26 protein-coding genes and 1 tRNA gene are annotated in these 23,430 nt (G+C 66.7%); 6 read left to right on the top strand and 21 right to left on the bottom strand.

Annotation, left to right across the window (positions count from 1 at the left end; all coding sequences use genetic code 11):
• The first annotated feature begins 79 nt into the window (after nt 1–79).
• Nucleotides 80–166, top strand: a tRNA-Leu gene (locus G333_RS0111570).
• Between the two features lie 152 nt (nt 167–318).
• On the opposite strand, the gene G333_RS0111565 is transcribed toward G333_RS0111570, so the two are convergent.
• The 18 genes from G333_RS0111565 to rpoE form a co-directional block, all read right to left on the bottom strand.
• Entirely contained in the window at nt 319–1,620 is a 1,302-nt protein-coding gene (locus tag G333_RS0111565) for an adenylosuccinate synthase (RefSeq protein ID WP_019628524.1), read from the bottom strand.
• The gene (locus G333_RS0111560; RefSeq protein ID WP_019628523.1) at nt 1,620–2,804 is read right to left on the bottom strand and encodes an ATP phosphoribosyltransferase regulatory subunit; all 1,185 of its coding nucleotides are present in this window, start codon (nt 2,802–2,804) and stop codon (nt 1,620–1,622) included. The genes G333_RS0111565 and G333_RS0111560 overlap by 1 nt, the downstream gene beginning before the upstream one ends.
• 133 nt (nt 2,805–2,937) lie before the next feature.
• Entirely contained in the window at nt 2,938–3,822 is an 885-nt protein-coding gene (gene hflC / locus G333_RS0111555; protein WP_018938413.1) for a protease modulator HflC, read from the bottom strand.
• Complete coding sequence (gene hflK, locus G333_RS0111550) at nt 3,822–5,036, bottom strand: FtsH protease activity modulator HflK (protein ID WP_018144056.1); 1,215 nt, start codon at nt 5,034–5,036, stop codon at nt 3,822–3,824. The genes hflC and hflK overlap by 1 nt, the downstream gene beginning before the upstream one ends.
• A gap of 127 nt (nt 5,037–5,163) precedes the next feature.
• Entirely contained in the window at nt 5,164–5,562 is a 399-nt protein-coding gene (gene acpS, locus G333_RS0111545) for a holo-ACP synthase (protein ID WP_019628522.1), read from the bottom strand.
• A 7-nt stretch (nt 5,563–5,569) separates the two neighbouring features.
• Nucleotides 5,570–6,337 (bottom strand): pyridoxine 5'-phosphate synthase, encoded by a 768-nt coding sequence (locus G333_RS0111540; RefSeq protein WP_019628521.1) that lies wholly within the window; start codon nt 6,335–6,337, stop codon nt 5,570–5,572.
• 35 nt (nt 6,338–6,372) lie between these two features.
• Nucleotides 6,373–7,029 carry a recombination protein O N-terminal domain-containing protein gene (locus G333_RS0111535; protein WP_018168144.1) on the bottom strand — a complete coding sequence of 219 codons (657 nt, stop codon included), beginning with the start codon at nt 7,027–7,029 and terminating at the stop codon, nt 6,373–6,375.
• Nucleotides 7,026–7,946, bottom strand: coding sequence for a GTPase Era (gene era, locus G333_RS0111530; RefSeq protein WP_019628520.1), 921 nt, complete (start codon nt 7,944–7,946; stop codon nt 7,026–7,028). The genes G333_RS0111535 and era overlap by 4 nt, the downstream gene beginning before the upstream one ends.
• Complete coding sequence (gene rnc, locus G333_RS0111525) at nt 7,943–8,620, bottom strand: ribonuclease III (RefSeq protein ID WP_026289529.1); 678 nt, start codon at nt 8,618–8,620, stop codon at nt 7,943–7,945. Before rnc ends, era begins: the two co-directional genes overlap by 4 nt.
• 43 nt (nt 8,621–8,663) lie before the next feature.
• A complete protein-coding gene (locus tag G333_RS0111520) occupies nt 8,664–9,020 on the bottom strand; it encodes a DUF4845 domain-containing protein (protein ID WP_018144062.1) in 357 nt (118 codons plus the stop codon).
• 59 nt (nt 9,021–9,079) lie between these two features.
• Nucleotides 9,080–9,850: a signal peptidase I gene (lepB, locus tag G333_RS0111515; RefSeq protein WP_018144063.1), complete on the bottom strand. Its 771-nt coding sequence runs from the start codon at nt 9,848–9,850 to the stop codon at nt 9,080–9,082.
• 67 nt (nt 9,851–9,917) lie between these two features.
• Entirely contained in the window at nt 9,918–11,726 is a 1,809-nt protein-coding gene (gene lepA, locus G333_RS0111510; RefSeq protein ID WP_018144064.1) for a translation elongation factor 4, read from the bottom strand.
• On the bottom strand, nt 11,723–11,962 hold the full coding sequence (locus tag G333_RS0111505; RefSeq protein ID WP_018144065.1) for a glutaredoxin family protein: 240 nt from the start codon (nt 11,960–11,962) through the stop codon (nt 11,723–11,725). Before G333_RS0111505 ends, lepA begins: the two co-directional genes overlap by 4 nt.
• A 110-nt stretch (nt 11,963–12,072) precedes the next feature.
• Complete coding sequence (locus G333_RS0111500; RefSeq protein ID WP_018938409.1) at nt 12,073–13,497, bottom strand: DegQ family serine endoprotease; 1,425 nt, start codon at nt 13,495–13,497, stop codon at nt 12,073–12,075.
• Nucleotides 13,498–13,578: 81 nt separating this feature from the next.
• Entirely contained in the window at nt 13,579–14,067 is a 489-nt protein-coding gene (locus tag G333_RS0111495; RefSeq protein WP_019628518.1) for a SoxR reducing system RseC family protein, read from the bottom strand.
• Nucleotides 14,068–14,089: 22 nt separating this feature from the next.
• Entirely contained in the window at nt 14,090–15,076 is a 987-nt protein-coding gene (locus G333_RS0111490; RefSeq protein WP_018144068.1) for a MucB/RseB C-terminal domain-containing protein, read from the bottom strand.
• A gap of 6 nt (nt 15,077–15,082) precedes the next feature.
• Complete coding sequence (locus tag G333_RS0111485) at nt 15,083–15,649, bottom strand: sigma-E factor negative regulatory protein (protein WP_019628517.1); 567 nt, start codon at nt 15,647–15,649, stop codon at nt 15,083–15,085.
• Nucleotides 15,650–15,661: 12 nt separating this feature from the next.
• Nucleotides 15,662–16,243 (bottom strand): RNA polymerase sigma factor RpoE, encoded by a 582-nt coding sequence (rpoE, locus tag G333_RS0111480; RefSeq protein WP_018168138.1) that lies wholly within the window; start codon nt 16,241–16,243, stop codon nt 15,662–15,664.
• Between the two features lie 144 nt (nt 16,244–16,387).
• Between rpoE and nadB the strand changes: the two genes are divergently transcribed.
• Nucleotides 16,388–18,028 (top strand): L-aspartate oxidase, encoded by a 1,641-nt coding sequence (nadB, locus tag G333_RS0111475; RefSeq protein ID WP_019567746.1) that lies wholly within the window; start codon nt 16,388–16,390, stop codon nt 18,026–18,028.
• A gap of 234 nt (nt 18,029–18,262) precedes the next feature.
• On the opposite strand, the gene G333_RS0111470 is transcribed toward nadB, so the two are convergent.
• Genes G333_RS0111470 through G333_RS0111460 form a run of 3 tightly spaced genes read right to left on the bottom strand, consistent with a single transcriptional unit; the run spans nt 18,263 to nt 20,698 of the window.
• A complete protein-coding gene (locus G333_RS0111470; protein ID WP_019567747.1) occupies nt 18,263–18,991 on the bottom strand; it encodes a ferredoxin--NADP reductase in 729 nt (242 codons plus the stop codon).
• Complete coding sequence (mazG, locus tag G333_RS0111465; RefSeq protein ID WP_019628515.1) at nt 18,988–19,902, bottom strand: nucleoside triphosphate pyrophosphohydrolase; 915 nt, start codon at nt 19,900–19,902, stop codon at nt 18,988–18,990. The genes G333_RS0111470 and mazG overlap by 4 nt, the downstream gene beginning before the upstream one ends.
• A 43-nt stretch (nt 19,903–19,945) precedes the next feature.
• Nucleotides 19,946–20,698, bottom strand: coding sequence for an MBL fold metallo-hydrolase (locus tag G333_RS0111460; protein ID WP_018168135.1), 753 nt, complete (start codon nt 20,696–20,698; stop codon nt 19,946–19,948).
• Nucleotides 20,699–20,914: 216 nt separating this feature from the next.
• Here G333_RS0111460 and G333_RS0111455 point away from each other — a divergent pair, with 216 nt between their 5' ends.
• The 4 genes from G333_RS0111455 to G333_RS0111440 all read left to right on the top strand — a co-directional run bounded on the left by G333_RS0111455 (nt 20,915) and on the right by G333_RS0111440 (nt 23,428).
• A complete protein-coding gene (locus G333_RS0111455) occupies nt 20,915–21,154 on the top strand; it encodes a BolA family protein (protein ID WP_018144075.1) in 240 nt (79 codons plus the stop codon).
• A gap of 20 nt (nt 21,155–21,174) precedes the next feature.
• A complete protein-coding gene (locus G333_RS0111450; RefSeq protein ID WP_019628514.1) occupies nt 21,175–21,579 on the top strand; it encodes a hypothetical protein in 405 nt (134 codons plus the stop codon).
• Nucleotides 21,576–22,130, top strand: coding sequence for a hypothetical protein (locus G333_RS0111445; RefSeq protein WP_019628513.1), 555 nt, complete (start codon nt 21,576–21,578; stop codon nt 22,128–22,130). Before G333_RS0111450 ends, G333_RS0111445 begins: the two co-directional genes overlap by 4 nt.
• Nucleotides 22,131–22,216: 86 nt before the next feature.
• Entirely contained in the window at nt 22,217–23,428 is a 1,212-nt protein-coding gene (locus tag G333_RS0111440; RefSeq protein WP_018952211.1) for an HDOD domain-containing protein, read from the top strand.
• Nucleotides 23,429–23,430 lie beyond the last annotated feature (2 nt).

The following is a 23,430-nucleotide window of genomic DNA, read 5'->3' as shown; positions in this document are numbered from 1 at the left end:
CAGCCCCCCAGCCGCGCACTATATTGCGCGCTCCTGAAGCGCAGGACACACGGTTTCCTCATTGTGTGTCGTCCCTCGTGCCGAGGTGGCGGAATTGGTAGACGCGCTAGCTTCAGGTGCTAGTGGGGGTAACCCCGTGGAGGTTCAAGTCCTCTCCTCGGCACCATTTTTCAGCTGTATTCGAACCCCTGTTATACGTGAAGCGACACCCGTGAGGGTGGCGGCTTTTTTGCGTGGCGAATCCCACCTGCTCCGCCACTCGGCTCGCCGGAGCCCGCACGGTGGTGCGCGCCCCGACGTGCCCAGGGAGACAGTCAATCAGCTGTCGAACGGGTCGCGCAACACCAGGGTCTCGTCACGATCGGGCCCCGTGGAGACCATGTCGACCGGCACCCCGACCACCTCGCTCAGGCGCTCCAGATAGGCGCGGGCATTAGCCGGCAACTGGTCATACTCGCGGATCCCGACCGTGGATTCCGTCCACCCCGGCATCTCCTCGTAGATCGGCGTGCAGGCCGCATAGGCCTCGGCGCCGGACGGCGGCGCCTCGCGGGTCTCGCCATCGCAGTTGTAGCCCACGCAGATCTGCACGTTCTCCAGGCCGTCCAGCACATCCAGCTTGGTCATGCACAATCCGCTGATGCTGTTCACCTTGACTGCTCGCTTCAGCGCGACGGCATCGAACCAGCCGCAGCGCCGTGCGCGCCCCGTGGTGGAACCGAACTCATTGCCCTGCCGCGCCAGGTGTTCACCCATGTTGTCGAACAGCTCGGTCGGGAATGGTCCGGCGCCCACCCGGGTCGTGTAGGCCTTGGTGATCCCCAGCACGTAGTCGAGGTCGCGCGGCCCCACACCCGACCCGGTGGACGCACCACCGGCGGTGGTATTCGACGAGGTCACGAACGGATAGGTGCCGTGGTCGATGTCCAGCAGCGTGCCCTGGGCCCCCTCGAACATGACGTCCTTGCCCTGCTCGCGCAGCTTGTGCAGGCGGCCCGCCACGTCGGTGACCATCGGCTGCAGGCGCTCGGCGTGCGCCAGGCACTGCTCCAAGACATCTTGTTGGTCGATGGTCGGGGCCTTGAAGTAATGCTTCAGCGCGAAGTTGTGATAGTCCATCACCTCGCCCAGCTTGGCCGCCAGGCGTTCGCGGTGGAACAGGTCGTCCAGGCGCAGGCCCCGGCGCGCAACCTTGTCCTCGTAGGCGGGACCAATGCCGCGCCCGGTGGTCCCGATCGCGGCCTTGCCACGGGCCTTTTCGCGCGCCAGGTCGAGGGCCACATGGTAGGGGAGGATCAGCTGGCAGGCATCCGACAGGCGCAGACGGTCCGCCACCGGCACACCCTTGGCCTCCAGTTCTTCCATCTCGGTGATCAGAGCCTCGGGCGAGAGCACCACGCCATTGCCGATCATGCATTCCACGCCCTCCCGCAGGATGCCCGACGGGATCAGGTGGAGCACGGTCTTCTCGCCATCGATCACCAGGGTATGCCCGGCATTGTGCCCGCCCTGGAAGCGCACGACGGCCGCGGCATCCTCGGTCAGACGATCGACAATCTTGCCCTTGCCCTCGTCACCCCACTGGCTGCCCAGTACGACTACAAAACGTCCCATCGCCATCAATGCTCCACTACTGTCCATTCCCCGGCGCGCTGCTCGAGCCGCGCGCCCCCGGGTACTTCGTTGTCCTGGCCTTCCAGCTCGCGCACTACGCGCACGCCGCGGGCACGGAGATCCGCAATGGCCGCTTCCAGCGCCACATCGCCGGTGGCCGGGGCCAGCACCGTCTGACGAGGCGTCATCGGCGCCCCGGCCTCGCGGCGCACGAAGGCGCGCAAATCGGTGCTGAAACCGGTGGCCGCCCGTGCGCGGCCGAAGACGCGACCGATCTCGTTATAACGGCCACCGCGCGCGATCGCCTGGCCGGAGCCGGGCACGAAGGCCGCGAACACCAGACCGGTGTGATAGGCATAGCCACGCAGCTCGGCCAGGTCCAGGTGCAGGTCCAGGCCCGGCTCGCTCGCCTCAAGCCGTGCGACCACAGCCTGCAGGTGATCCAGCGCCACCGCCACCTCGGCGGGTGCACCGGCCAGGGCGCGACGGGCAGCGTCGAGTACCGTGGCATCGCCATTCAGATCCACCAGCGCGCGCAGCCGCGCACAGGCCGCCGGATCCATGCCGCCGGCCTCCCAGGCCGCGAGGGTCTGTTCGATCTCGGGCACGCTCTTGCGCTGGAGTTGATCGAAAAATTCCTGCTCCTGGCTCGCATCCAGACCCGCATCCTGCGCCAGGGCACGATAGATCCCGACGTGGCCGAGATCCATGCTAGGACGCTCCACTCCGCAGGCGGCCAGGGTCGCCAGCATCAAGCGGATAATCTCGAGATCACTATCGATCCCGTCATGGCCAAACAGCTCGGCCCCGGCCTGGAGCGGACTGCGTGAACCCGACCATTCATCTGCCCGAGTACGCAGCGCACTGCCCACGTAACAAAGCCGATTCGGGCCCTGGACACGAAGACGGTGAGCATCGATCCGCGCCACTTGCGGGGTCAGGTCGGCGCGCACGCCCATCATGCGGCCAGTGAGCTGATCCGTCAGCTTGAAGGTCTGCAAATCCAGTGCGTGCCCGGCACCAGTCAACAGGGACTCCAGATACTCCGCCAGCGGCGGCATCACCAGGTCATAGCCCCAAGTGTCGAACTGGTCCAGCACGCGCCGGCGGAGGTCCTCCAGACGGCGCGCAGCATCCGGAAGGGCCTCCTCCAGCCCGTCCGGCAGCAACCAGCGGTTGATATCGGTCATCTCGTCCCTGCTCTTGTGCTGTGATCCGCCACGCCCGAGTGGCGGCCCGGCAAAAATCGGGCCCGGAATCTTCCGGGCCCGTTGCAAACGGCCACCTTCGAGGCGGCCACGGCGGACCGCCTCCGCCCCTCCTTTACCGGGTCGGCAACGGCGCCGGGCGTTCGCCACCGGGGGCGTTGAAGAACTGGAAGAACTCGGAGTTCGGTTCCAGGATGAAGGTGCTGTTCTCGCCACTCATGCTATTGCGGTAGGCGATCAGGCTTCGATAGAAGCGGAAGAACTCCTGATCCTCGCCAAACGACCGGCCGAGGGTCTCGGTGGCGATCGCATCACCGGCACCGCGGATCTCTTCCGAGTCCCGATAGGCGTTCGCCAGGATGACCGTGCGTTCACGGTCGGCGCGCGAGCGGATGCGCTCGGCCTCTTCCTGACCACGGGCGCGGAAGTCCTGGGCGACCCGCTGACGTTCGGCGCGCATGCGCTCGTACACCGACTCGGACACCTCTTCCGGCAGGTCCATGCGGCGGATGCGGACATCAACCAGGTCGATCCCCAGCTCCTGCGCGGTCTCCAACGCAGTCTGGCGCACCGCACCCATGATCGTCAGGCGTTCGCCAGCGACCACGTCCTGCAACTCGAAGCGCGCAAACTCGTTACGCATCCCGTCGCGCAGGATCTGGGCCAGGCGCTCCTCGGCCAGACGCTCGTCACCACGGGTGGCACGGTAGAACTGACCGACATCGTCGATCCGCCACTTGGCGTAGAAGTCGACAATGATGTTCTTCGCCTCGGAGGTCAGGAACCGGTCCGGCGGGATATTCAGCGTCATGATCCGGGCGTCGAACTTCTCGACGTTCTGGATCAGCGGGAACTTGAAGTGCAGCCCAGGGGCCGGGTCGACCTCCCGAATCTCCCCGAGGGCGAACTTGATCACGCGGTCACGCTCGTCGACGGTGTAGGTCGACAGCGCGACCACGATCCCGAGCACGACTACGGCAATACCGACGATGCGTAACATTAGCGAACCTCCCGCGAACGCTGGGCGGCCGGGCTGCGATCGCCCAGTCGGTTCGTGCCCGTGCCACTGTTGCCGAACGTGCTGCGGCTGGTATCCAGCGGCCGCGGTGTTGGCGTGTCACCGGAATTAGTGGTGGAGCGCTGCCCCTGGAACAGTTGATCCAGCGGCAGCATCATCAGGTTGTTACTGCTGCCAACATCCAGCATGACCTTGCGGGAATCCTGCAGCACGGCCTCGACGGCCTCGAGATACAGACGGTCGCGAGTCACATCCGGCGCCTGCTGGTATTCGGCCAGCAACTGATCGAAGCGCGAGGCGTCACCCTCGGCGCGCGCGATCACCTGGTCCCGGTAACCCTCGGCCTCCTCGATGATACGGGCGGCCTGACCGCGTGCCCGCGGAATCACACCGTTGGCGTAGGCCTCGGCCTCGTTGCGGAAACGCACCTCGTCCTCGCGGGCACGAATCGCGTCGGCAAAGGCCTCCTGCACCGGCTCCGGCGGCTGCGCCTGCTGCATGGACACGGCCGTCACGATAATGCCCGCGCCATAGGAATCGAGGTTTTCCTGCATCACCACTCGCGAGGAGGATGCGATCTCGCCACGCCCCTCGCCGAGAATGAAGTCCAGGTTGTTCTTGCCGATACGCTCGCGGATCGCCGACTCCATCACCTGGTTCACGGTGGTGTCGGGGTCGCGCACGTTGAACAGGTAGTCGACCAGATCGAGGACGCGGTACTGCACCGCGATGTCGACATCAATGATGTTCTCGTCACCGGTCACGATCAGGGCACGGTGGGAGAGCGTACGCACGTTGTCGACATTCTCGATCTCGACGCGCTCGATCGGGTACGGCAGGTGCCAGCCCGGCCCAGGATTCTTCACTTGCTGGAATTCGCCGAAACGCAGCACGACCCCGCGCTCGCCTTCCGAGATGATATGAAATCCGGAGGCCAGCCAGACAACCACGGCAATGATCAGGCCGAGGCTGACCAGGGCCTGTGTGCCGCGGCCCATGCCGCCGCTTCCGGAACCACCGGAGCCGCCACTGCCGCCCCCGCCGAAGATGCCGTTCAGCTGACGCGACAGCTTGCGCATCATTTCTTCGAGATCGGGCGGCTGGTTACCGCCTCCGCCGCCACCGCTACCGCGCTGGCCGCCACCACCCCCACTCCAGGGGTCGCGGTTGTTGTTTCCCGGTTCGTTCCAGGGCATGGAGTGGACTCCGTCGCTCGCTCAGGGCTGCGCCCGACGCGGAATCCATGGAGACCGGCGGGCATAAGGGGTCACATTCTAGGGAGGCGCCTCCGGGCGGGCAACCACGTCCGGAGGGAAATGGGGGTTACTCGGTGCGCATACCGGCCGGCTCGGCCTCAATCACGACAAACGCCTGGGCGTAATCGCGCTCGTCGCTGATGCTGAGATGGATGGTCCCGGCGCCCAGACGCTCGGCCGTGGCGCGGGCACGCCCCTCCAGCACAAACTCCGGCCGACCACGGGCATCATGGGTCACGCCGGCCTCGGCCAGTGCCATATCCGCCCCGATACCGCAGCCGAGCGCCTTGGACAGGGCCTCCTTGGCGGCGAAGCGCCGGGCGAGAAAACCGGCCGGGTTTTCAGGCGGCAGGTCCACGCGCTCCAGCGGGTGCAGGATACGTTCCGCCAGGCGCGCACCGTGGCGCGCCCACATGCCCTGCATGCGCGCGACCTGCACCAGATCGGTTCCGATGCCCAGGATCATCCGGCGCTCAAACCGGGTACTGACCGGGCGGCAGACCCTGGCGCGCGGCATCCATCAGGCCGCGCATATGGCTGACCGCCTCGGGCAGGCCGGTGAACAGGGCCCGGGCCACGATCGAATGCCCAATGTTCAGCTCGTGAAACACCGGGTTGGCAGCAATCGGCCGCACGTTGTCATAGTCCAGCCCGTGCCCCGCGTTGATGACCAGCCCCATGGCCCGGCCGGCCGCAGCGGCCTCGTTGATCCCGCCCAGGAGCCGCTCGCGCTCGGCGACATCGCGGGCATTCGCATAGGCGCCGGTGTGCAGCTCTACCACCGGGGCGCCGATGGCCACGGCGGCCTCCAGCTGCCGCGCATCCGGCTCCACGAACAGCGAGACCTCGATCCCGGCGGCGGTCAGCGGCGCAACAAACTCGCGCAAACGCTCCAGCTGGCCCAAGGCATCCAGGCCGCCCTCGGTGGTCAGCTCCTCGCGTTTTTCCGGCACGATGCAGCACGCCTCCGGGAGCAGCTTCAGGGCGATCGCCTGCATCCCCTCGGTGGCGGCCATCTCCAGGTTCATCGGGACCTTCAGCCGCGGCTTGATCCCGAACACGTCGTCATCCTGAATGTGGCGCCGGTCCTCGCGCAGATGCAGGGTGATCGAATCCGCCCCGCTGGCCTCGGCCAGGCGCACGGCCTGCATCAGGTCCGGATACGGCGTATGCCGCGCCTGGCGGATGGTGGCGATATGGTCGAGATTGACCCCGAGCTTCAGCGGAGCAGGATGCGACATGATGCGGTGCCCTTGTATGGCTGCGGTCCGGGCCACTACAGCAGACCCCGGGTCCGCAGCGGCCGCCCGGCCAGATGGGTGTCGATCAGCCGACGCATGAAATCGCGGCTGACGCGGGCCTGATTATCCGGCACGTCGCAGGCGCTGGCCAGCGCCTGCAGCGCGACACCGGGGATCGCCTCGCTGCGACCGGCGGCCACACGCTCCACCCCCGCCTCCGGGTCGTAGCGGTACCAGGCATCGGGGTCCAGCTCGGCCGGGTCCACGTGTTCGAGCCCGGAATCGAGCGGTGCGAGCAGGGCCCATTCCGCGCGGCGCAGGACCGTATCGGCGCGCTCGCGGGCGGCCAGCCGGGCATAAGCGGATAACAGCGCCGGGAGGGCCTCCGGGATCGGTGCGTCGCGTGGGTACAGGCGCAGGATCAGCTCGTTCAGGTACAGCCCGCAGACCAGGGCCCGCCCGGTCAGCGGGAAGACCCGCTGCTGCTCGGCCACATTCAGCGTCGGCAGCTCGCCGCGCCCACGCCAAGCGAGATCCAGCAACACGAAGGGCTGCACCGATCCGGCCTTGCCGCGCACCACTGCCGACAGGCGTCCGGCCTCGGCGGTGAGCAGGTCGAGCACCCGGCTGTTCTCGCGTAGCGGGCGGGCGTGCAGGACCACCCCCTGGGTGAGCCCGGCGGTCGCGCTCACCGCGATTCTTCGATCCCGAGGTCACGCAGGGCGCGCGGGTTGCGGGTCCAGTCGGCCTCGACACGCACGGTCAGGCGCAGCATCACCTTGCGCTCCAGCAGTGCCTCCAACTGGACGCGCGCGGCCTGGCCGATGCGCTTGAGTCGCTGCCCACCCTTGCCAATCACGATGCCCTTCTGGCTGTCGCGCTCGACCAGGATCACGGCATCAATATGAGTGGTGCGCGGCTCGTCCGCCCATTCCTCCACGCGTACCGCCACCGAGTACGGGACTTCCTGCCCGAGATGCTCCAGCATGGACTCGCGGATCATCTCTTCGGCACGGAAGCGCTGCGGGCGATCCGAGAGCTGATCCGGGTCGTACAGGAACGGCCCCTCCGGGATATGCGCCCGAATCTCCGCGATCAGACCGTCCAGGTTGGATCCGGTCTTCGCCGAAAGCGGTACCACGCCGACATAGCCGAAGGCCGCGGCGCGGGCCTCGATGAACGGCAGCAGTTCTTCCTTCTCCCGACACTGGTCCACCTTGTTGATCACCAGGAGTGCCGGACGCCCGGAATGACGGATGGTCTCCTCGATGCGCTCGTCGCCGGGGCCGAACTCTCCAGCCTCGACGATGAAGCAGACCAGATCGGCATCCGCCAGCGCCTGGCTGGCCGTGCGATTGAGGACCCGGTTCACCAGCTGGGTACGCTCGGTATCGATCCCCGGGGTATCCATCAGTACGACCTGGTCCTGCCCCTCGGTCACGATGCCGAGGATGCGATTGCGCGTGGTATGCGGCCGGCGGGTCGTCGCCGCCAGCTTCTCCCCAACCAGGCGGTTCATCAGCGTGGTCTTGCCCACGTTCGGTCGGCCAATCAGCGCGACCAGTCCGCAGTGCGTGGTGGCGGGTTCGGGGGCTACGGTTTCACTCATTGTTCCTGTACCTGTTGCAGGCGTTTCAGGGCCGCCTCGGCCGCGGCCTGTTCGGCGCGACGGCGCGAGGAGCCCTGGCCACGTTGGCCCCAGCCCTGGGTGGGCAGGTGGACCGCCACGGTGAACTGGCGCTTGTGATCGGGGCCGACCACCTCCAGCACCTCGTAGACCGGCAGATCCGCATTGCGGCCCTGCAGTTGTTCCTGCAGCCGGGTCTTGGGGTCCTTCAGCGATTCGGCCGACGGGAGATCGTTCAGGCGCTCGACATACAACGCCAGGGTAAAGTCGCGCGCGGCCTCCATCCCGGCCTCGCGGTAGGTCACCCCGATCAGGGCCTCCACCGCATCGGCCAGGATGGAGTCGCGGCGCTGGCCGCCACTCTTGCGCTCGCCCTGCCCCAGGTTCAGCGTGCCCTCGAGGCCGGTCTCCCGAGCCAGATCCGCCAGCGACTCGCGATTGACCAGGGCCGCACGCAGGCGGGTGAGATCCCCTTCCGGGGCGTCCGGGAGCTTCTCGTACAGGGCGTCGGCGATCACCAGCCCAAGGACGGCGTCACCCAGGAACTCCAGGCGCTCATTATTGCGCCCGCCGGCGCTGCGGTGGGTCAACGCCTGGTCAATCCCGTCGCCGTCGCGCACGGCCGCGGGCAGCAGACTGCGAAAATCCCGGCTCACGAACCCACCCGACAAAGCATGCAAGGAACCGACGCTGACCCCATCAGGGGGCCAGCGTCTCGCTGTTCGAGAAGCGCGCCACCACGTCCACATTGCCGAGGAATTCCCGGCGCACCTCGTACTGCAGATGCAGCTGGCGGCTGGCGCCATTCTCGGTCACGCTGAAGTCCTCCTCGCCGATCCCGTCGTATACGGAATTGATCTGGAAGCGGCGGTTGATCTCGCGCCACAGTTCGCGTTCGCTCTTCTCTGCCGCGCCAGCCTGAGTGGCGACGTCCTGCATGATCGAGCGCACGGTGAGGAACTGGGTGTACTGCGTGCCCATCTTGATCACGAAGGTACCGACCAGCAGCGCCAGGAAGATCAGCGCGAGAATGGTGATCGCGCCCGCGCCCTGCATCGAGTGTCTGGAATGTTGCATGAAAACCCCGTCCCTGTTTGCCCGCCCCCGCGGGGCTACTAGCGAATCGCCTGGCCGATCCGGGAAAAGTCCCGATGGCCTTCATTGTAATCCCAATGCAGCCAGATGAAGAGCGCACGCCCAACCAGATGCTCCTCGGCGACAAAACCCCAGGACCGGCTGTCGTTGGAATTATCGCGGTTGTCACCGACCATGAAGTAGTGCCCGTCGGGCACGGTGACCGATCCATCCAGGCTGGCCTGCTGCTCGCGCATCAGGGTGTTGTACGTGCGCCCGTCCAGGGTCTCCTCGAAGATCGAGGCACCCGACATCACCTGCCCCGAGCCCTCGCCTTCGAAGGTCCCGACGCGCTCGGCCGACTGCGGCTCCCCATTCACGTACAGGACGCGGTCGCGGAACGCGATGGTGTCGCCCGGCAGGCCGATCACACGCTTGATGTAGTCCTCGGCCGGGTTGCGCGGGTACTTGAACACCACCACCTCGCCCCGCTCCGGTTCCCCGGTGTCGAGAATCTTGGTACGCGTCACCGGCAGACGAATGCCGTAGGAAAACTTGCTGACCATGATGAAGTCGCCCACCAGCAGGGTGGGCATCATCGAACCCGAGGGGATGCGAAAGGGTTCGGCCACGAACGAGCGCAGGATCAGCACGATCAGCAGGACCGGGAAGAACGAGCGCGAGTAATCGACGAACCAGGGCATTTCGCGCTGGCGCTCGGGGCTCCGACGCCGCCGCAGGATCACCCAGCCCAGCCAGATCAGGCCGGTCACGGCGGTTGCCAGCACCAGGATCAGTTCGAGATTTGCCATGCCGTGTCCTCTGTTCCCGGTCCGCCGGGGATCGCCCTGCGACCCGTCCGGGCCGCAGGCCTGGTTGTTACTTCTTGTCGTCGTCTACCGACAGCACCGCGAGGAAGGCTTCCTGCGGGACATCCACCCGGCCGATCGACTTCATGCGTTTCTTGCCGGCCTTCTGCTTTTCCAGCAGCTTGCGCTTGCGCGAGACATCCCCGCCGTAGCACTTGGCCAGCACGTTCTTGCGCATCGCCTTGACCGTGGAGCGCGCGATGATCTTCGACCCGATCGCCGCCTGGATCGCCACCTCGTACATCTGACGCGGGATGATCTTCGCCATACGTTCGATGATCTGGCGCCCGCGCGACTCGGCGTGGTCGCGATGCACGATTGCCGACAGCGCATCCACCCGGTCGCCGTTGATCAGGATATCCACACGTACCAGCGGCGCCGCCTCGAACCGCAGCGGCTGATAGTCGAACGACGCATAGCCACGGGTCGCGGACTTCAACCGATCGAAGAAGTCCAGCATCACCTCGGACATCGGCAACTCGTAGGCCAACTGCACCTGGCGCCCCAGGTACTGCATCTTGGTCTGCGACCCACGCTTTTCCACGCACAGCGTGATCACCGCGCCGACATACTCCTGCGGGACCAGGATATTGGCCTCGATGATCGGCTCGCGGATCTCGCCGATCTCGTTGTTCGGGGGCAGCTCCGAGGGGTTGTGCACCATGACCACCTCGCCGTCGCTTCTTTCCACCTCGTAGACCACGGTGGGCGCGGTGGTGATCAGGTCGAGGTCGTATTCACGTTCCAGGCGCTCCTGCACGATCTCCATGTGTAGCATGCCGAGGAAGCCGCAGCGAAAGCCGAAGCCCAGCGCCTGCGAGGTTTCCGGCTCGAAGGACAGCGCGGCATCGTTCAGGCGCAACTTGTCCAGGGCATCGCGCAGGTCGTTGAAGTCCTCTGCACTGACCGGGAACAGCCCGGCAAAGACCCGCGGCTGAACCTCCTGGAAGCCCGGAACGGGTTCGGAGGCCGGGTTGTTGAAGTCCGTGAAGGTATCCCCGACCTTGGCCCCGGAGATGTCCTTGATGGTCGCGATCAGATAGCCGACATCGCCGACCTCCAGGGTCGCGCGATCCACCGGCTTGGGCGTGAACACCCCCACCCGGCTGACCTCGTGGGCACGCCCGACCGACATCGCCTTGATCTTCTGCCCGGCGCGGAAGCGTCCGGCCTTCACCCGCACCAGCGCGACCACGCCCAGGTAGTTGTCGTACCAGGAATCGATCACCAGCGCCTTGGGTGCAGCCTCGGAATCGCCCTCCGGCGGCGGGATACGACGCACGATCTCTTCCAGCAGTTCGGCCATCCCCTCGCCGGTCTTCGCGGAGACTCGCAGGGCGTCGGTGGCCTCGATACCGATCACATCCTCGATCTCGGCCGCCACCCGATCCGGCTCGGCGGCCGGCAGGTCGATCTTGTTCAGGACCGGCACGACCTCCAGGCCCTGGTCGAGCGCGGTGTAGCAGTTCGCGACGCTTTGCGCCTCCACCCCCTGCGACGCATCGACCACCAGCAGGGCGCCTTCGCAGGCGAACAGCGAGCGCGACACCTCGTAGGAGAAATCCACGTGCCCCGGGGTGTCGATGAGGTTCAGCTGGTAGCGCTGACCATCCTGGGCGTCATAGAACAGCGACACGCTCTGCGCCTTGATGGTGATTCCGCGCTCGCGCTCCAGATCCATCGAGTCCAGCACCTGCTCCGACATCTCGCGCTCGGTCAGGCCGTTGCAACCCTGGATCAGGCGGTCCGCCAGCGTGGACTTGCCATGGTCGATGTGCGCGATGATGGAGAAATTGCGGGTAAGGCGGGTTTCGGTCATGCAGGGGCCAGTAGGTCCAGCAGTGCCTTTCGGTCGAGGAAATGGCAGCAGAGAATGTCGTCGTCGACCGCGAGCACCGGGACCTTGACGTTGAAACGCGCCTGCAGGTCCGGGTCCTCGTCGATGTCGACGACCGTAAGCGCGAAAGTATAACGGCTTTTGAGGGCCATGATCTCGGCCAGCATGTCATGGCAGAGACCGCAGCTCTCGCGATGATAAAGGGTCAGTTCGGTCATCCAGAAACGATTGGGAGGGCTGCCGAACCCGCCGGCAGCCCTCCCGTTCTCCATTGCTGCCCCGCAGCACCCGCGCCGTTGGACCCGCGCGAGCGCAGCACGAGGCGGTTTCAGTCCCGCGGAACGCGCAGGGCGATATAGGTCGGATTGCCGCCACGGTACACCAGCACCGGCACCGTGCGCCGCTCACCCACCTCTTCGATCTGCTTCTCCAGGGTCTCCACCGAGTCGACCGCATGGCCGCCAAACTGGACGATCACGTCGCCGGAGCGCACCCCGGCCGAGCGCGCCGGATTGTCGGTGACGTCCCGGACCACCAGGCCGCCATCGACGTCCAGCTCTGCGGCACGCTCGGCATCCAGCGGCTCCAGGACCATCCCCAACAGGCTTTGCGGCTCGGTTCGCTCCGGGGCCTCACGCTGCGGCCCGCCGCGCTGGGCGGAGATATCCTCCGGCAGACGCTCGATCTCGACGATGATGGTACGAGTCTCGTCACCACGGCGCACCTCGACCTCGGCCTCGGCGCCCACCGGCGTGCGCCCGACAATCGGCGGCAGTGCGGACGAGTTCGGCACCTCGATGCCGTTGAACGACAGGATTACGTCCCCGGTTTCAAAGCCGGCCTTCTGCGCCGGACTGTCCGGCTGCACGCGCGAGACCAGCGCCCCGGCCGGCTTGTCCATGCCGAAGGAGTCGGCCAGCTCGCGGGTCACTTCCTGGATCAGCACACCCAGCCAGCCACGCGTCACCTCGCCGTGCTCGCGCAACTGCTGTACCACGTCGCCCACCATCTCGATGGGCACGGCAAAGGACAGCCCCATGAAACCGCCGGTCCGGCTGTAGATCTGCGCGTTGACGCCAATCACCTCGCCATCCAGGTTCAGCAGCGGCCCGCCGGAGTTGCCCGGGTTGATAGCCACATCGGTCTGAATGAACGGCACGTAATTCTCGCTCGGGAGGCTGCGCCCCTTGGCACTGACGATGCCGGCGGTCACCGAGTGGTCGAAGCCGAACGGTGAACCGATCGCCAGCACCCATTCGCCAACCTTCAGATCGGACGAGGAGCCCAGTTTCAGAGTGGGCAGGTTCTCGGCGTCAATCTTGAGCAGGGCCACATCACTCTGCGGGTCCTTGCCAACGATCTCGGCGTCGAACACGCGCCGGTCGGACAGGTGCACGACAACCTCCGAGGCGCCCTCCACCACATGGTTGGCGGTGATGATGTAGCCATCTTCGGTATAGATGAACCCGGAACCCAGCGAGTTGCGCTCGAAGCGCTCCGGCCCGCGCGGGCCTTCGCCCCCGGGGCCCCCAAAGAAACGTTCGAACAGGTCCTCGAAGGGCGAGCCCTCGAAGTCCGGCATCTGACTGCGATGCGGGTTCTCGCGCTCGCGGGTGGTCGCGATATTCACCACCGCCGGGCTGTGCTCCTCCGCCAGCGGCACGAAGTCCGGCAGCATGCGCGCCGAGGCCGGCAGCGACAGGGCGACAAAGGTCAGGGCCACCAGTGCCCATTGCATCGGTTTCATCATCATCCAGCCCGCATTGGGAAGTCGTAGGTTCATGGCTCTAGAAAGCCGGCCCGGCCACAAGTTCCCGACGACCGGCGCGAAGATTCAGGGCCGGGGCGCAGCCATGGGTGCCGCAGCGCGGTGGGTTCCCATGGCCGGATGGCGCTCCAGCAGCACCGGCGCCAGATCCGGGGCGCGCCGGCGCAGCCAGGCGCGCACGCCGAGCAGCCCGCCCGCGAACCCCAGGGCCCCGGCCAGCAAATGAAAGCCCTCCCCGAGGCCGGGCACGACCAGCATCAGCAGTGCCGGCGCCGCCACCAGGCCGGCGAGCGGCAACAGGTACATCGCCAGGGCCCCCGAAACCAGCGCCTGATCGCGAATACCCAGGGTCACGGTATCTCCCGGCTGCAGCGAGCCGGGATGGCCGATGGACACCTCCACTGCCTTGCGGCCCAGCACCTCGGACAGGACGCCGCTGCCGCAGCCCGTCCGGGCCGAACAACTGCCGCAGGTCGAACGACGCTCGATACGCACACGCGCCGCGTAGCCCTCCACCGAGAGCACGGTTCCCTGTTCGCGGATCCATTCACTCATGCTTGCGGGCCCATGTGGCGATTCAATTGCCGGGGTGATGCACCACGGCGTCCAGCACGCCCCGCACCGTCGCCTGCGGGACATCGCCCACCGCAGTGACCTGGTGCCCCGCGATCGAACGCGCGGCCCCGTGCGTGGCCCCGGCACGTGTCGTGCCCTCGAACATCTGCTCGCCGCTGGCCTTCTCGATATAGACCGAAACCGAGGCCAGACCGTCGCTCAACACGAAATGACGCAGGCTGGCCTGGTCGTCTCCGACACGGCGTTCGGACGCGGCAATCGCGGAAAAGCCATCCGGCAGGTTGGCAAAGCTCCAGCCGTCCATGCCGGTCTGCTCGTCCCAGTCGGGCTTCTTGTGCCCATGGTCGGCTCGCACCTCGACATGCTCGGCGTCCTCGCGGGTCGCCTCGAGGGCGGTTTCCGCGACCTCGTCAAGATGCTCAAGATCGGTAAAGGCCAGGCGCTCAAGCAGCGCCCCGTGACCGTCGTACAGTTCGCTGAGCAAGGGGAGCGCGGTCGCGGTGTGCAGGCAGTAGCGATGGCTGTAACGCAGCATATCGCGGGCACGCGCTAGGATCATGCGGCACTCGAGTCCGGCGACTCGGTCCACGCCCATGTCTTCCAGGGCGTAGTGATCGTGATGCTCGAGCAGGAAGACCGGCGCTCCGGCCGGCCAGTGCGGGGCCCCTCCACCACCTTCGCCGGCTGCGGCCCGGGCTCCCTTCAACGCGCTCAGACGGTCGACCGACCGCAGGATCTCGCGGTGGCTTCCGGTCAGGGTTTCCAGGCGCTCGCGGTAGCCACCGTTCTCGGCGGCGTGCACCACACGAATGGCGTCCAGTCGGTCATCCCGCTGGAGCACGAAGGTTCCCTGGTAACTCTCCGAATGCAGGCTACTGGTCATCCGCTGCAGCCAGTCTGCCGGGGATTGATCCCCGGCCAGAACCGGCAACGGAACACAGCAAAGTGCAGTGGCGGCAACCAGGACGAACGGCAGGCCGCGGCGCATCACGCGTTACTCGTCACTCACCGAGTAACGAACCCGGCCCAGGGCGGTAGAACCCGGCCCGGTCAGTTCCGCGTGATTTTCGAGGTAGCGGGCAAAACGTGGGTCCAGCGACTCGCGTCCGGCGGCCGGGGCCTCGGCGTCGGAGGTACTGGCCCGCTGCACGCCATCGGCGACCTGTGCCGGGGTACGGGTCTCGCTGGCGACCGGAGCGGCCTCCTGCGTGCCCGTGTCGGGCCCCAGCATCTGCATCCCGACCAGGGTCACCATCGCGACCGCGGCGGCCACGCCGGTGCCCGCAACCGGCTTCAGCCAGCGCGGCTGCGCCGGCTTGTGGGCAGCCGACAGCGGCGCCTCGTCAGCCAGGGCCGCATGGACACCGTCCATGAAGTTCGCGGGGGCCGTGCGGCGCATCCCGCCGCGCAGACTATCGCCGATCAGGTGATAGCGTTCCCACTGGCCGCGGTCCTCTTCGGACTTGACCAGTTCATCCATCAGGCGACGCGTCTCGAAGTCATCCGTTTCTCCGTCCACCAGGGCCGAAAGACGTTCATTCTTTGAGACTTGCTCTGTCATGGCGCTACTCGTTCAGTTGTTGTCTAACAAAGGACGCAAGGTCCGGTCGATGGCCTCGCGGGCCCGGAAGATACGCGACCGGACCGTGCCGATCGGGCATCCCATCGTCTGCGCGATTTCCTCGTAACTCAGTCCCTCGATCTCGCGCAGTGTGATGGCCATCCGAAGGTCGTCGGGCAGTTCCTCGATGGTGCGACGCACCGCCCCTTCAATCTCTTCGGACAACAGCTCCCCCTCCGGGGTTGCACTGTCCTTCAGGGCGGAGTCACCGCCCATCTGTTCCGCGTCCTGCGCATCGATTTCGGCCTCGGGCCGCCGCCGTCCCTGGGAGACAAGGTGATTCTTGGCCGTGTTGATGGCGATGCGGTAGAGCCACGTATAGAACGCGCTCTCGCCGCGAAAGTTCGCCAGCCCCTTGTAGGCCTTAATAAAGGCCTCCTGAGACACGTCCAAGGCCGCTGCATGGTCATGGACATAACGCCCAACCAGGTTGACGATCTTGTGCTGGTACTTCAGCACCAAGACGTCGAAGGCCGCCTTGTCGCCCTTCTGAACTCGCTTGACCAGGGCCTCGTCGGAAGCCTTCTCGCTCATGCGGGGACTCCCGCCAACACGCCAGTCTCCGGTATTCTATGTTGCATGGACCGCCTGACTCGCATTAAGTTCGCTTTGCGCACAACACTGTTGCGCAAGGGCCACAATTCGCTCTGGCAACAAGCGCAGCACGTTACCTGACCCATGGGGACAGTACAACAACCGCGCCTGGCGGACGTCCTCGTGATCGGAAGCGGCGCGGCGGGGCTCTCCGCAGCCCTGCATCTGGCCCCGCACCGTCGCGTCACCGTGATCAGCAAGGGCCCGGTGGACGAAGGTTCTACCCGCTATGCCCAGGGCGGGATCTCGGCAGTCCTCGACCGCACCGACTCCTTCGATGCCCACATTCAGGACACCCTGGACGCGGGCGCGGGCCTGTGTGACCCGGACGCCGTGCGCCGCACCGTGGCGGCGGGCCCCGAGGCGATCCACTGGCTACTCAACCTCGGCGTGCCGTTCACCCGCGAGCCGCTCGAGGGCCGCAGCCGGCTGCACCTGACCCGCGAGGGCGGGCACAGCGCCCGGCGCGTCGCGCACGCCGCCGATGCCACCGGGCGAGCCATCGAAGAAGCCCTGGTGCGCAGCGCCTCGGGCCAGGGCAGCATCGAGGTGTTCGAACGCCACGTGGCCGTGGACCTGATCACCCAGCCGGTGGACGGCACCCGCCGCGTGGTTGGCGCCTACGTGCAGGACGCCAAGACCCGCGAGGTGGAGACCATCCTCGCCCCGACCGTGATCCTCGCCACCGGCGGCGCCAGCAAGGTCTACCTCTATAGCTCCAATCCGGACGGCTCCACCGGCGACGGCATCGCGATGGCCTGGCGCGCCGGCTGCCGCATCGCCAACATGGAATTCATGCAATTCCACCCGACCTGCCTGTTCCATCCGCGGGCCAAGTCGTTCCTGATCTCCGAGGCGGTCCGCGGCGAGGGTGGTGTCCTGCTCCTGCCGAACGGCGAACGCTTCATGCCGCGCTTCGACGAGCGCGCCGAACTGGCCCCGCGCGACATCGTCGCCCGTGCCGTCGACCACGAGATGAAGCGCCTCGGCATCGACCACGTGAACCTCGACATCAGCCACAAGCCGGCCGAGTTCATCCGCGAACACTTCCCCACCATTCACGAGCGCTGTCTGGAATACGGTTTCGACATGACCCGCGAGCCGCTGCCGGTGGTGCCGGCCGCGCACTACACCTGCGGCGGCGTGATGGTGAATCACTTCGGCCAGACCGACCTGCCGGGGCTGTACGCCGCCGGCGAGGCCTCCTACACAGGCCTTCACGGCGCGAACCGCATGGCCAGCAACTCGCTCCTGGAGTGCCTGGTGTATGCCCGTGCCGCGGCCGACCACATCCTGTCGCAGACCGATCTGCCCGCCCCCGAGAAGCTCCCCGTGCCGCCGGCCTGGGACGAGTCCCGAGTGACCGAGTCGCAGGAAGAGGTGGTGGTCGCCCACGACTGGGACGAGCTGCGCCGGCTGATGTGGGATTACGTCGGGATCGTGCGCGCACGCGAACGCCTGCACCGCGCCGAGCGGCGCATCCGCATCCTGCAGGAAGAGATCCACGAGTATTACAGCCACTTCCGCATCTCCCCGGACCTGCTGGAGCTGCGCAACCTCGCCATGGTCGCCGAGATCATCGTGAAGAGTGCCCTGTCGCGCAAGGAAAGCCGCGGGCTGCACTTCATCCGCGACTACCCGGACACCGACCCGGCCCTGGACGGCCAGCCGACCATCCTCGCCCCCGAAAACGCCCTGCGCCCGGGCGACACCCGCCGGCCGTAATCCTTCCGAGTTCGAGCACCGCGCCTGCCTTCCCTCCCGTCATTGCGAGGAGCGCAGCGACGAAGCACAAAAGCAGCGAAGCTGCGTTGAATGGCCGCAGGCCGGCCCGAAGGGCGAGCGGAGCGAGTAATCCCCCCACGCTGGCAAAGCGCTGGGATCAGGTGGCCGAACACATCGATTGCCACGTCGCCTGCGGCGACTCGCAATGACGGGTTCAGCTAGACACGCGGCGCGTTACCACCACTTCTCGTATTTCAGCTGCGCCTCGGGGATGCCCCATTCCGCCAGCAGGGTGGCCATGTCCTCGATGAACTCGCGCGAACCACAGAAGTAGAACAGCGCATCGCGCGGCAGATCGAGCGACTCCAGCAGCCGATGACTGATACGTCCGGTATGGCCCAGCCAGTCCTCGGCCTCGCGGGTTACGGTCAGACTGACGTCGATATTCGGCGCCTTGGCCATCGCCTCCAGCTCCTGCGGGAACAGCACCTCGTCCTGGTGCGCCACGCTGTACACCAGATGCGCATAGACCTCGGGCATGTCGGCGTGGATCGCGCGCAGGATGCCGAACAGCGGCGTCACGCCGATGCCGGCCCCCAGCAGCACGACATTCCTTGCCATGCCGGGCTCGAAGAAGAAACTGCCCTGTCCCGGCGTGATGTACACGGTGTCGCCTTCCTGCGCGACCGCGTGCAGGTGATGCGTCGCGTGGTGGTGGTCAGCGTACTTGATGGCCAGTTGCAAACGGCCATCCGCGCGCGGCGCGGACACGACCGAATAACCACCGACGAAGGGCTTGCCCTCGGGTTGCGGGATCACCAGATCCAGCCACTGGCCGGCCTTGCTGGTAAAGCGCTGCGGGTCCGCGGCCAGGGTGAACACCTTGATCAACGGGGTGACCTGCTCGATCGTCTCGATCCGGGCCGGCAGAAAGTGGTCGGGCAGTTCGACGGCGTCGCTCATCTCGGGTCCTTGGTCTCGGATTCGTCGTAAGGCTGGCGCTCGCGGCGCCGCGCCTCCTGATAAAGGGTCTCCTGGGCCGCGAAGTCCAGCGCCCCCAGGGTCTCGCCGCGCGCGGCGGCCAGGGCCTCCATATGCCGGAAGCGGGCCTCGAACTTGCGCGTACTTCCGCGCAGCGCCCCCTCCGGATCCACACCCAGGTGGCGCGCCCAGTTACTGACGGCAAACAGCACGTCGCCGACCTCCTCGGCGATACGCGCCTCGGCCTCGCCCTGATCCACGGCCTCCTGTACCTCGGCCAGCTCCTCGTGGATCTTGGCGACCACCGGCGCCGGATCGTCCCAGTCAAAACCGAGCCGGGCGGCGCGGCGCTGGCTCTTCACCGCCCGCGACAGGGCCGGCAGAGCCAGCGGGATGTCGTCCATGGCGCTGGTCTGGGCACGATCGGCACGCTCCCGGGCCTTGTCCGCCTCCCAGGCCGCCTCGCGCTCCGCATCCGAGGCATGCTCGACATCGGCAAACACGTGCGGATGCCGGCGCACCAGCTTGTCGCCGATCGCGCGCGCTACATCATCCAGATCGAAACGCCCGGCCTCCTCGGCGATGCGCGCCTGGAATACCACCTGGAACAGCAGGTCCCCCAGCTCGTCGCGCAGCTCGCGGGTGTCCGCCACCGCGCCCTGGTCGCGCGCGATCACGTCGGCCAGTTCATAGGCCTCCTCCAGGGTGAACGGGACGATAGTCCCGGCCGTCTGCGCCCGATCCCAGGCACAGCCGGATTCGGGATCACGCAGCCGCGCCATGATCGCGCGCAGGCGATCCAGCGGACCCAGCACGTCAACGGGTGTGTGTTCGGTCATCGCGGGAGTGTACGGGGTCCGGCAGGCGGTAAAAACCGCCCACCGGATGAACATTCGGAACCGGTGGCTCCTGGCGGGGCCACCGGAAGGGGTCGGACTAACCCTGCTGATCGGTCTCGCAGAGGCGCCTCTTCTCGTCCGGCAGGTTGTCGGGGCAGATCCCGCAACCCTCGTTGCCCGGCAGGGCCCAGTCGATCTTCTTCGGGTACGGCAGGTCCATCTCGTCCATGATCTTCACGAACTCCGCCTCCGGCTTGCCCTTGCCCAGGCGCGGGTTGCGCATCTTCTCCTGGCCGATGGTGGTGATCTGGCGCTCTTCGTAATCATGCGCGGGATACACCAGGGTCTCGTCCGGCAGGGTGAAGAACTTGTCGTGGATCGAGTGATAGAGCGTCTTGGCATCCCCCGACTGGAAATCGGTGCGGCCACAGGCCTCGATAAGCAGGGCGTCGCCGGAGAACAGCATTTTCAGGCCCACGTGATCCATCAGGTAGGCGTGGTGCGCATCCGTGTGTCCCGGGGTATAGAGCGGGTTGACCACCAGGTTGCCCACCTGGAAGGGCTCGCCCTCGCGCAGGCCGAAATCGCGACACGGCAGTTCGTCCATCGCCGGCCCGCCCAGCTTGCAGCCGGTCTTTTCGCGCAGCATCCGGGCGCCGGTGATGTGGTCGGCGTGGATATGGGTCTCGATGACGTAATCGAGGCTCAGGCCCATCTCCTGCAACACGCGCATGTCGCGGTCGACGGTTTCGATGACCGGGTCGATCAATGCGGTCTTACCGGTATCCGGGCAGCTCAGAAGATAGGTATAGGTGGACGACTCGTCCTCGAACAGTTGCTTGAAGATCATTGCGATTGCCTCCATGGCCCGGCGGGCCGAACGTTAGTGACCTGATACTAGCGCAGCCAACCCGGAACAACCCAAACCAGCCCGACAATCCATGCAGGTGTTTTCCTACGAACCCGTGCCGCGGGAACGAGTTCCCCGCGTGGGGGAACTTCTGTCAGGCCCATCGCCCGGCTATCATCCGCGGCTGACCAATACGCACCAATCAGGGGACTTATCATGGATGCCAATCAAGTGGCCGAACTCATTCGCGCCGGCCTGCCGTCGGCCGAGAAGGTCGAGGTTACCGGAGGCGAGGGCAAGTTCGAGGCCCTGGTCGTCAGCCCGCAGTTTGCTGGCATGAACGCGGTCAAGAAACATCAGACCGTCTACGCCACCGTACGCGAGCAGATCGACTCCGGCGAACTCCACGCCCTGTCCATCCGCGCCTTCACCCCCGAGGATGCCCCGAACGCCTGAGGCGTTCAGCGCGCGTGCCGATGCTGTCGCCCAAGGGTCGCGAGGAGATCGAACGCCTGCTGGAGGGTGGCCTGGTACACGACTGGGGCGAGGCCGAGACCACCCTGCGCAACGTCACGCGCATGCTGCTGACCACCCGCCCCGACCTCCTGCGCCTGTATTTCACGCCCGAGGCCTGGGAGCAGATCACCGCCTGGCCGCAGAAGAAGGCCGCCAACGCGATCATCGCGGCGCTGCGCACCGGCGTGGTGGACACCCTGGGGCGGCCCGCCATCGCCAACCGCGAGCAGGCGCGGTTCTACCTGCTGTGCTTTCAGGACGACCTCACCGAGCGGGTCGACGCCTGGTGCCGCGAGCACCCCGAGGAATGCCCGCGGCGCAGCCGCAAGCGCACCACGGCCCTGCCCGACGACTCCAACACATGAACAACCCCGCGATCCAGACCTGTGGCGACCCGGCCCTGCAGGACGCGCTCGTGACCCTGTTCGCCCGCTACGGCCTGCGCCTGGTCGTGCACCCGCCCCAGGCGCCGCTGCCCGGCAGCTGGTGGGGCGAACCCGAGGCCGGGATCGTCGGCCATGACGTGCATGTCCGCCCCGACACCCCCATCCACTCGGCCCTGCATGAGGCCGGACACGTCATCTGCATGGACGCGGGACGGCGCGCCACCCTGCATACCAATGCGGGCGGCGATGACCTGGAGGAGTGCGGCGTATGTTATCTGCAGATCCTGCTGGCCGACGAGATCCCCGGCGTCGGCCGCGAGCGGCTGATGCGGGACATGGACGCCTGGGGCTACAGCTTCCGCCTGGGAAATACCGCCGCCTGGTTCCGCGAGGACGCCGCCGATGCGCGGGGCTTTCTGCAAGCCCATGACCTGATCGACGCCGCCGACCGACCGCGCTTCGCCTGCCGTGGGGCGGCGTCAGCGCTTCCCGCCTCCGGATCGGATGCTACACTGGCACCAGTCGAGTAACCCGCGTAGCGGGTACGCCCCGCGGCCCGCCACGCGGCGCTGCAGCGCGGGAACGGATTGGCACAGCACGGATCGGGAACCGCCCCATGGATAGCACCAGCATTGATGCCCTGCTTCAGGACCTGGACCTGACCTCAAGCCTGTCGGAGCAAGCCCGCAGCGAACTGGCCTCGGCCTGCCTGGCCCGGGAACTGGACGCCGGGCGGCGCCTGCGCCCGCAGGAGGTCGAGGATCGCTACCTGTTCCTGGTACGCGGCCAGCTGGTCCGCGTCAGCGGCGGCAATCCGGCCCGCATCACCCTGGAGTCGACCGATCCCGACAGCCCCCTGCAGATGTTCGACCAGAACATCGGGCAGCAGGACTTCCTCATTACCGAGAAGACCTGTCAGTTGCTGGAGATCCCCACAGCGGCACTGAAGAAGGCCCACAGTGCCTCGCTCGTAGTGCACGACACCGACCTGGACGACACCGAGGGCGCCTTCTTCGGCGAGCTCTACGACCTGATCACCAGCAATCGGCTGGAATTGCCGACCATGCCGGAGATCGCGCTGCGCATTCAGGAACTGACCAACGATCCGGATGCCGACCTGGACAAGCTCACCGAGGTCATCCAGCGCGACGGGACCATCGCCGGTGCGCTGCTGCACGCCACCAACAGCCCGCTGTTTCGCGCCGCCAAGCAGATCCAGTCCGTGCGCGACGCGGTCAACCGCCTGGGCTTTCGCAACACCCGCATGCTGGCGATGAACATGGCCCTGCGTCAGGCCTTCAAGGCCAAGCACGCCTCGACCCGCGACGCGATGGAGTCCAGCTGGAAACACGGCGCCCTGCAATCGGCCTACAGCTACCTGATCGCGGACTCGCTGAAGCAGCTGGACCGCGAGCGGGCACTGCTGGCCGGGCTGGTCGCCGGGATCGGCGCGGTCCCGATCATCCAGTTTGTGGAACTGCGCGAGGACCATCCCGACCGCGAGCGCGTGCAATCGCTGGTGCGGCGCCTGAGCAATCTCGCCGGCGTCCTGGTAATCAACTACTGGGATCTGGGCGGCGACCTGGTAACGGTCGCTGAACACACCGGAGACTGGGGCTATCGCGCCAGCGAACCGGACTACGCCAGCATCGCCCTGGTCGCGGAATGGGCCACCCGCCGCGCCGAAGGCGAGGCCGTCCCCGAGGCCACCGATGTCGCGGCCTTCGAGGTCCTCGGGATCACCCCGCCCCCACCCGGCGAGCCGATCGCGTTCCTGGAAGAGCGCGCCGAGGATCTGGCAGAACTCCGCGCCATGTTCAACGTCTGAAC

It is taken from the genome of Thioalkalivibrio sp. AKL10, assembly GCF_000381845.1.
Classification (GTDB): Bacteria; Pseudomonadota; Gammaproteobacteria; order Ectothiorhodospirales; family Ectothiorhodospiraceae; genus Thioalkalivibrio; species Thioalkalivibrio versutus.
Note: the sequence above shows the minus strand (reverse complement) of the source record. Positions and strands in the feature narration are given on the sequence as shown.

Excerpts from the sequence above, each read along its gene's own strand:
- lepA (WP_018144064.1), bottom strand. The coding sequence starts at position 11,726 with ATGACCGAAACCCGCCTTACCCGCAATTTCTCCATCATCGCGCACATC.
- G333_RS0111490 (WP_018144068.1), bottom strand. The coding sequence starts at position 15,076 with ATGCGCCGCGGCCTGCCGTTCGTCCTGGTTGCCGCCACTGCACTTTGC.
- acpS (WP_019628522.1), bottom strand. The coding sequence starts at position 5,562 with ATGATCCTGGGCATCGGAACCGATCTGGTGCAGGTCGCGCGCATGCAG.
- G333_RS0111560 (WP_019628523.1), bottom strand. The coding sequence starts at position 2,804 with ATGACCGATATCAACCGCTGGTTGCTGCCGGACGGGCTGGAGGAGGCC.
- G333_RS0111450 (WP_019628514.1), top strand. The coding sequence starts at position 21,175 with ATGCTGTCGCCCAAGGGTCGCGAGGAGATCGAACGCCTGCTGGAGGGT.
- G333_RS0111520 (WP_018144062.1), bottom strand. The coding sequence starts at position 9,020 with ATGCAGGGCGCGGGCGCGATCACCATTCTCGCGCTGATCTTCCTGGCG.
- nadB (WP_019567746.1), top strand. The coding sequence starts at position 16,388 with ATGGGGACAGTACAACAACCGCGCCTGGCGGACGTCCTCGTGATCGGA.
- G333_RS0111455 (WP_018144075.1), top strand. The coding sequence starts at position 20,915 with ATGGATGCCAATCAAGTGGCCGAACTCATTCGCGCCGGCCTGCCGTCG.
- G333_RS0111460 (WP_018168135.1), bottom strand. The coding sequence starts at position 20,698 with ATGATCTTCAAGCAACTGTTCGAGGACGAGTCGTCCACCTATACCTAT.
- G333_RS0111440 (WP_018952211.1), top strand. The coding sequence starts at position 22,217 with ATGGATAGCACCAGCATTGATGCCCTGCTTCAGGACCTGGACCTGACC.
- G333_RS0111470 (WP_019567747.1), bottom strand. The coding sequence starts at position 18,991 with ATGAGCGACGCCGTCGAACTGCCCGACCACTTTCTGCCGGCCCGGATC.
- mazG (WP_019628515.1), bottom strand. The coding sequence starts at position 19,902 with ATGTTCATCCGGTGGGCGGTTTTTACCGCCTGCCGGACCCCGTACACT.
- G333_RS0111505 (WP_018144065.1), bottom strand. The coding sequence starts at position 11,962 with ATGACCGAACTGACCCTTTATCATCGCGAGAGCTGCGGTCTCTGCCAT.
- era (WP_019628520.1), bottom strand. The coding sequence starts at position 7,946 with ATGAGTGAAACCGTAGCCCCCGAACCCGCCACCACGCACTGCGGACTG.
- G333_RS0111445 (WP_019628513.1), top strand. The coding sequence starts at position 21,576 with ATGAACAACCCCGCGATCCAGACCTGTGGCGACCCGGCCCTGCAGGAC.
- G333_RS0111540 (WP_019628521.1), bottom strand. The coding sequence starts at position 6,337 with ATGTCGCATCCTGCTCCGCTGAAGCTCGGGGTCAATCTCGACCATATC.
- rpoE (WP_018168138.1), bottom strand. The coding sequence starts at position 16,243 with ATGAGCGAGAAGGCTTCCGACGAGGCCCTGGTCAAGCGAGTTCAGAAG.
- hflC (WP_018938413.1), bottom strand. The coding sequence starts at position 3,822 with ATGTTACGCATCGTCGGTATTGCCGTAGTCGTGCTCGGGATCGTGGTC.
- G333_RS0111565 (WP_019628524.1), bottom strand. The coding sequence starts at position 1,620 with ATGGCGATGGGACGTTTTGTAGTCGTACTGGGCAGCCAGTGGGGTGAC.
- G333_RS0111495 (WP_019628518.1), bottom strand. The coding sequence starts at position 14,067 with ATGAGTGAATGGATCCGCGAACAGGGAACCGTGCTCTCGGTGGAGGGC.
- hflK (WP_018144056.1), bottom strand. The coding sequence starts at position 5,036 with ATGCCCTGGAACGAACCGGGAAACAACAACCGCGACCCCTGGAGTGGG.
- lepB (WP_018144063.1), bottom strand. The coding sequence starts at position 9,850 with ATGGCAAATCTCGAACTGATCCTGGTGCTGGCAACCGCCGTGACCGGC.
- G333_RS0111485 (WP_019628517.1), bottom strand. The coding sequence starts at position 15,649 with ATGACAGAGCAAGTCTCAAAGAATGAACGTCTTTCGGCCCTGGTGGAC.
- G333_RS0111500 (WP_018938409.1), bottom strand. The coding sequence starts at position 13,497 with ATGATGATGAAACCGATGCAATGGGCACTGGTGGCCCTGACCTTTGTC.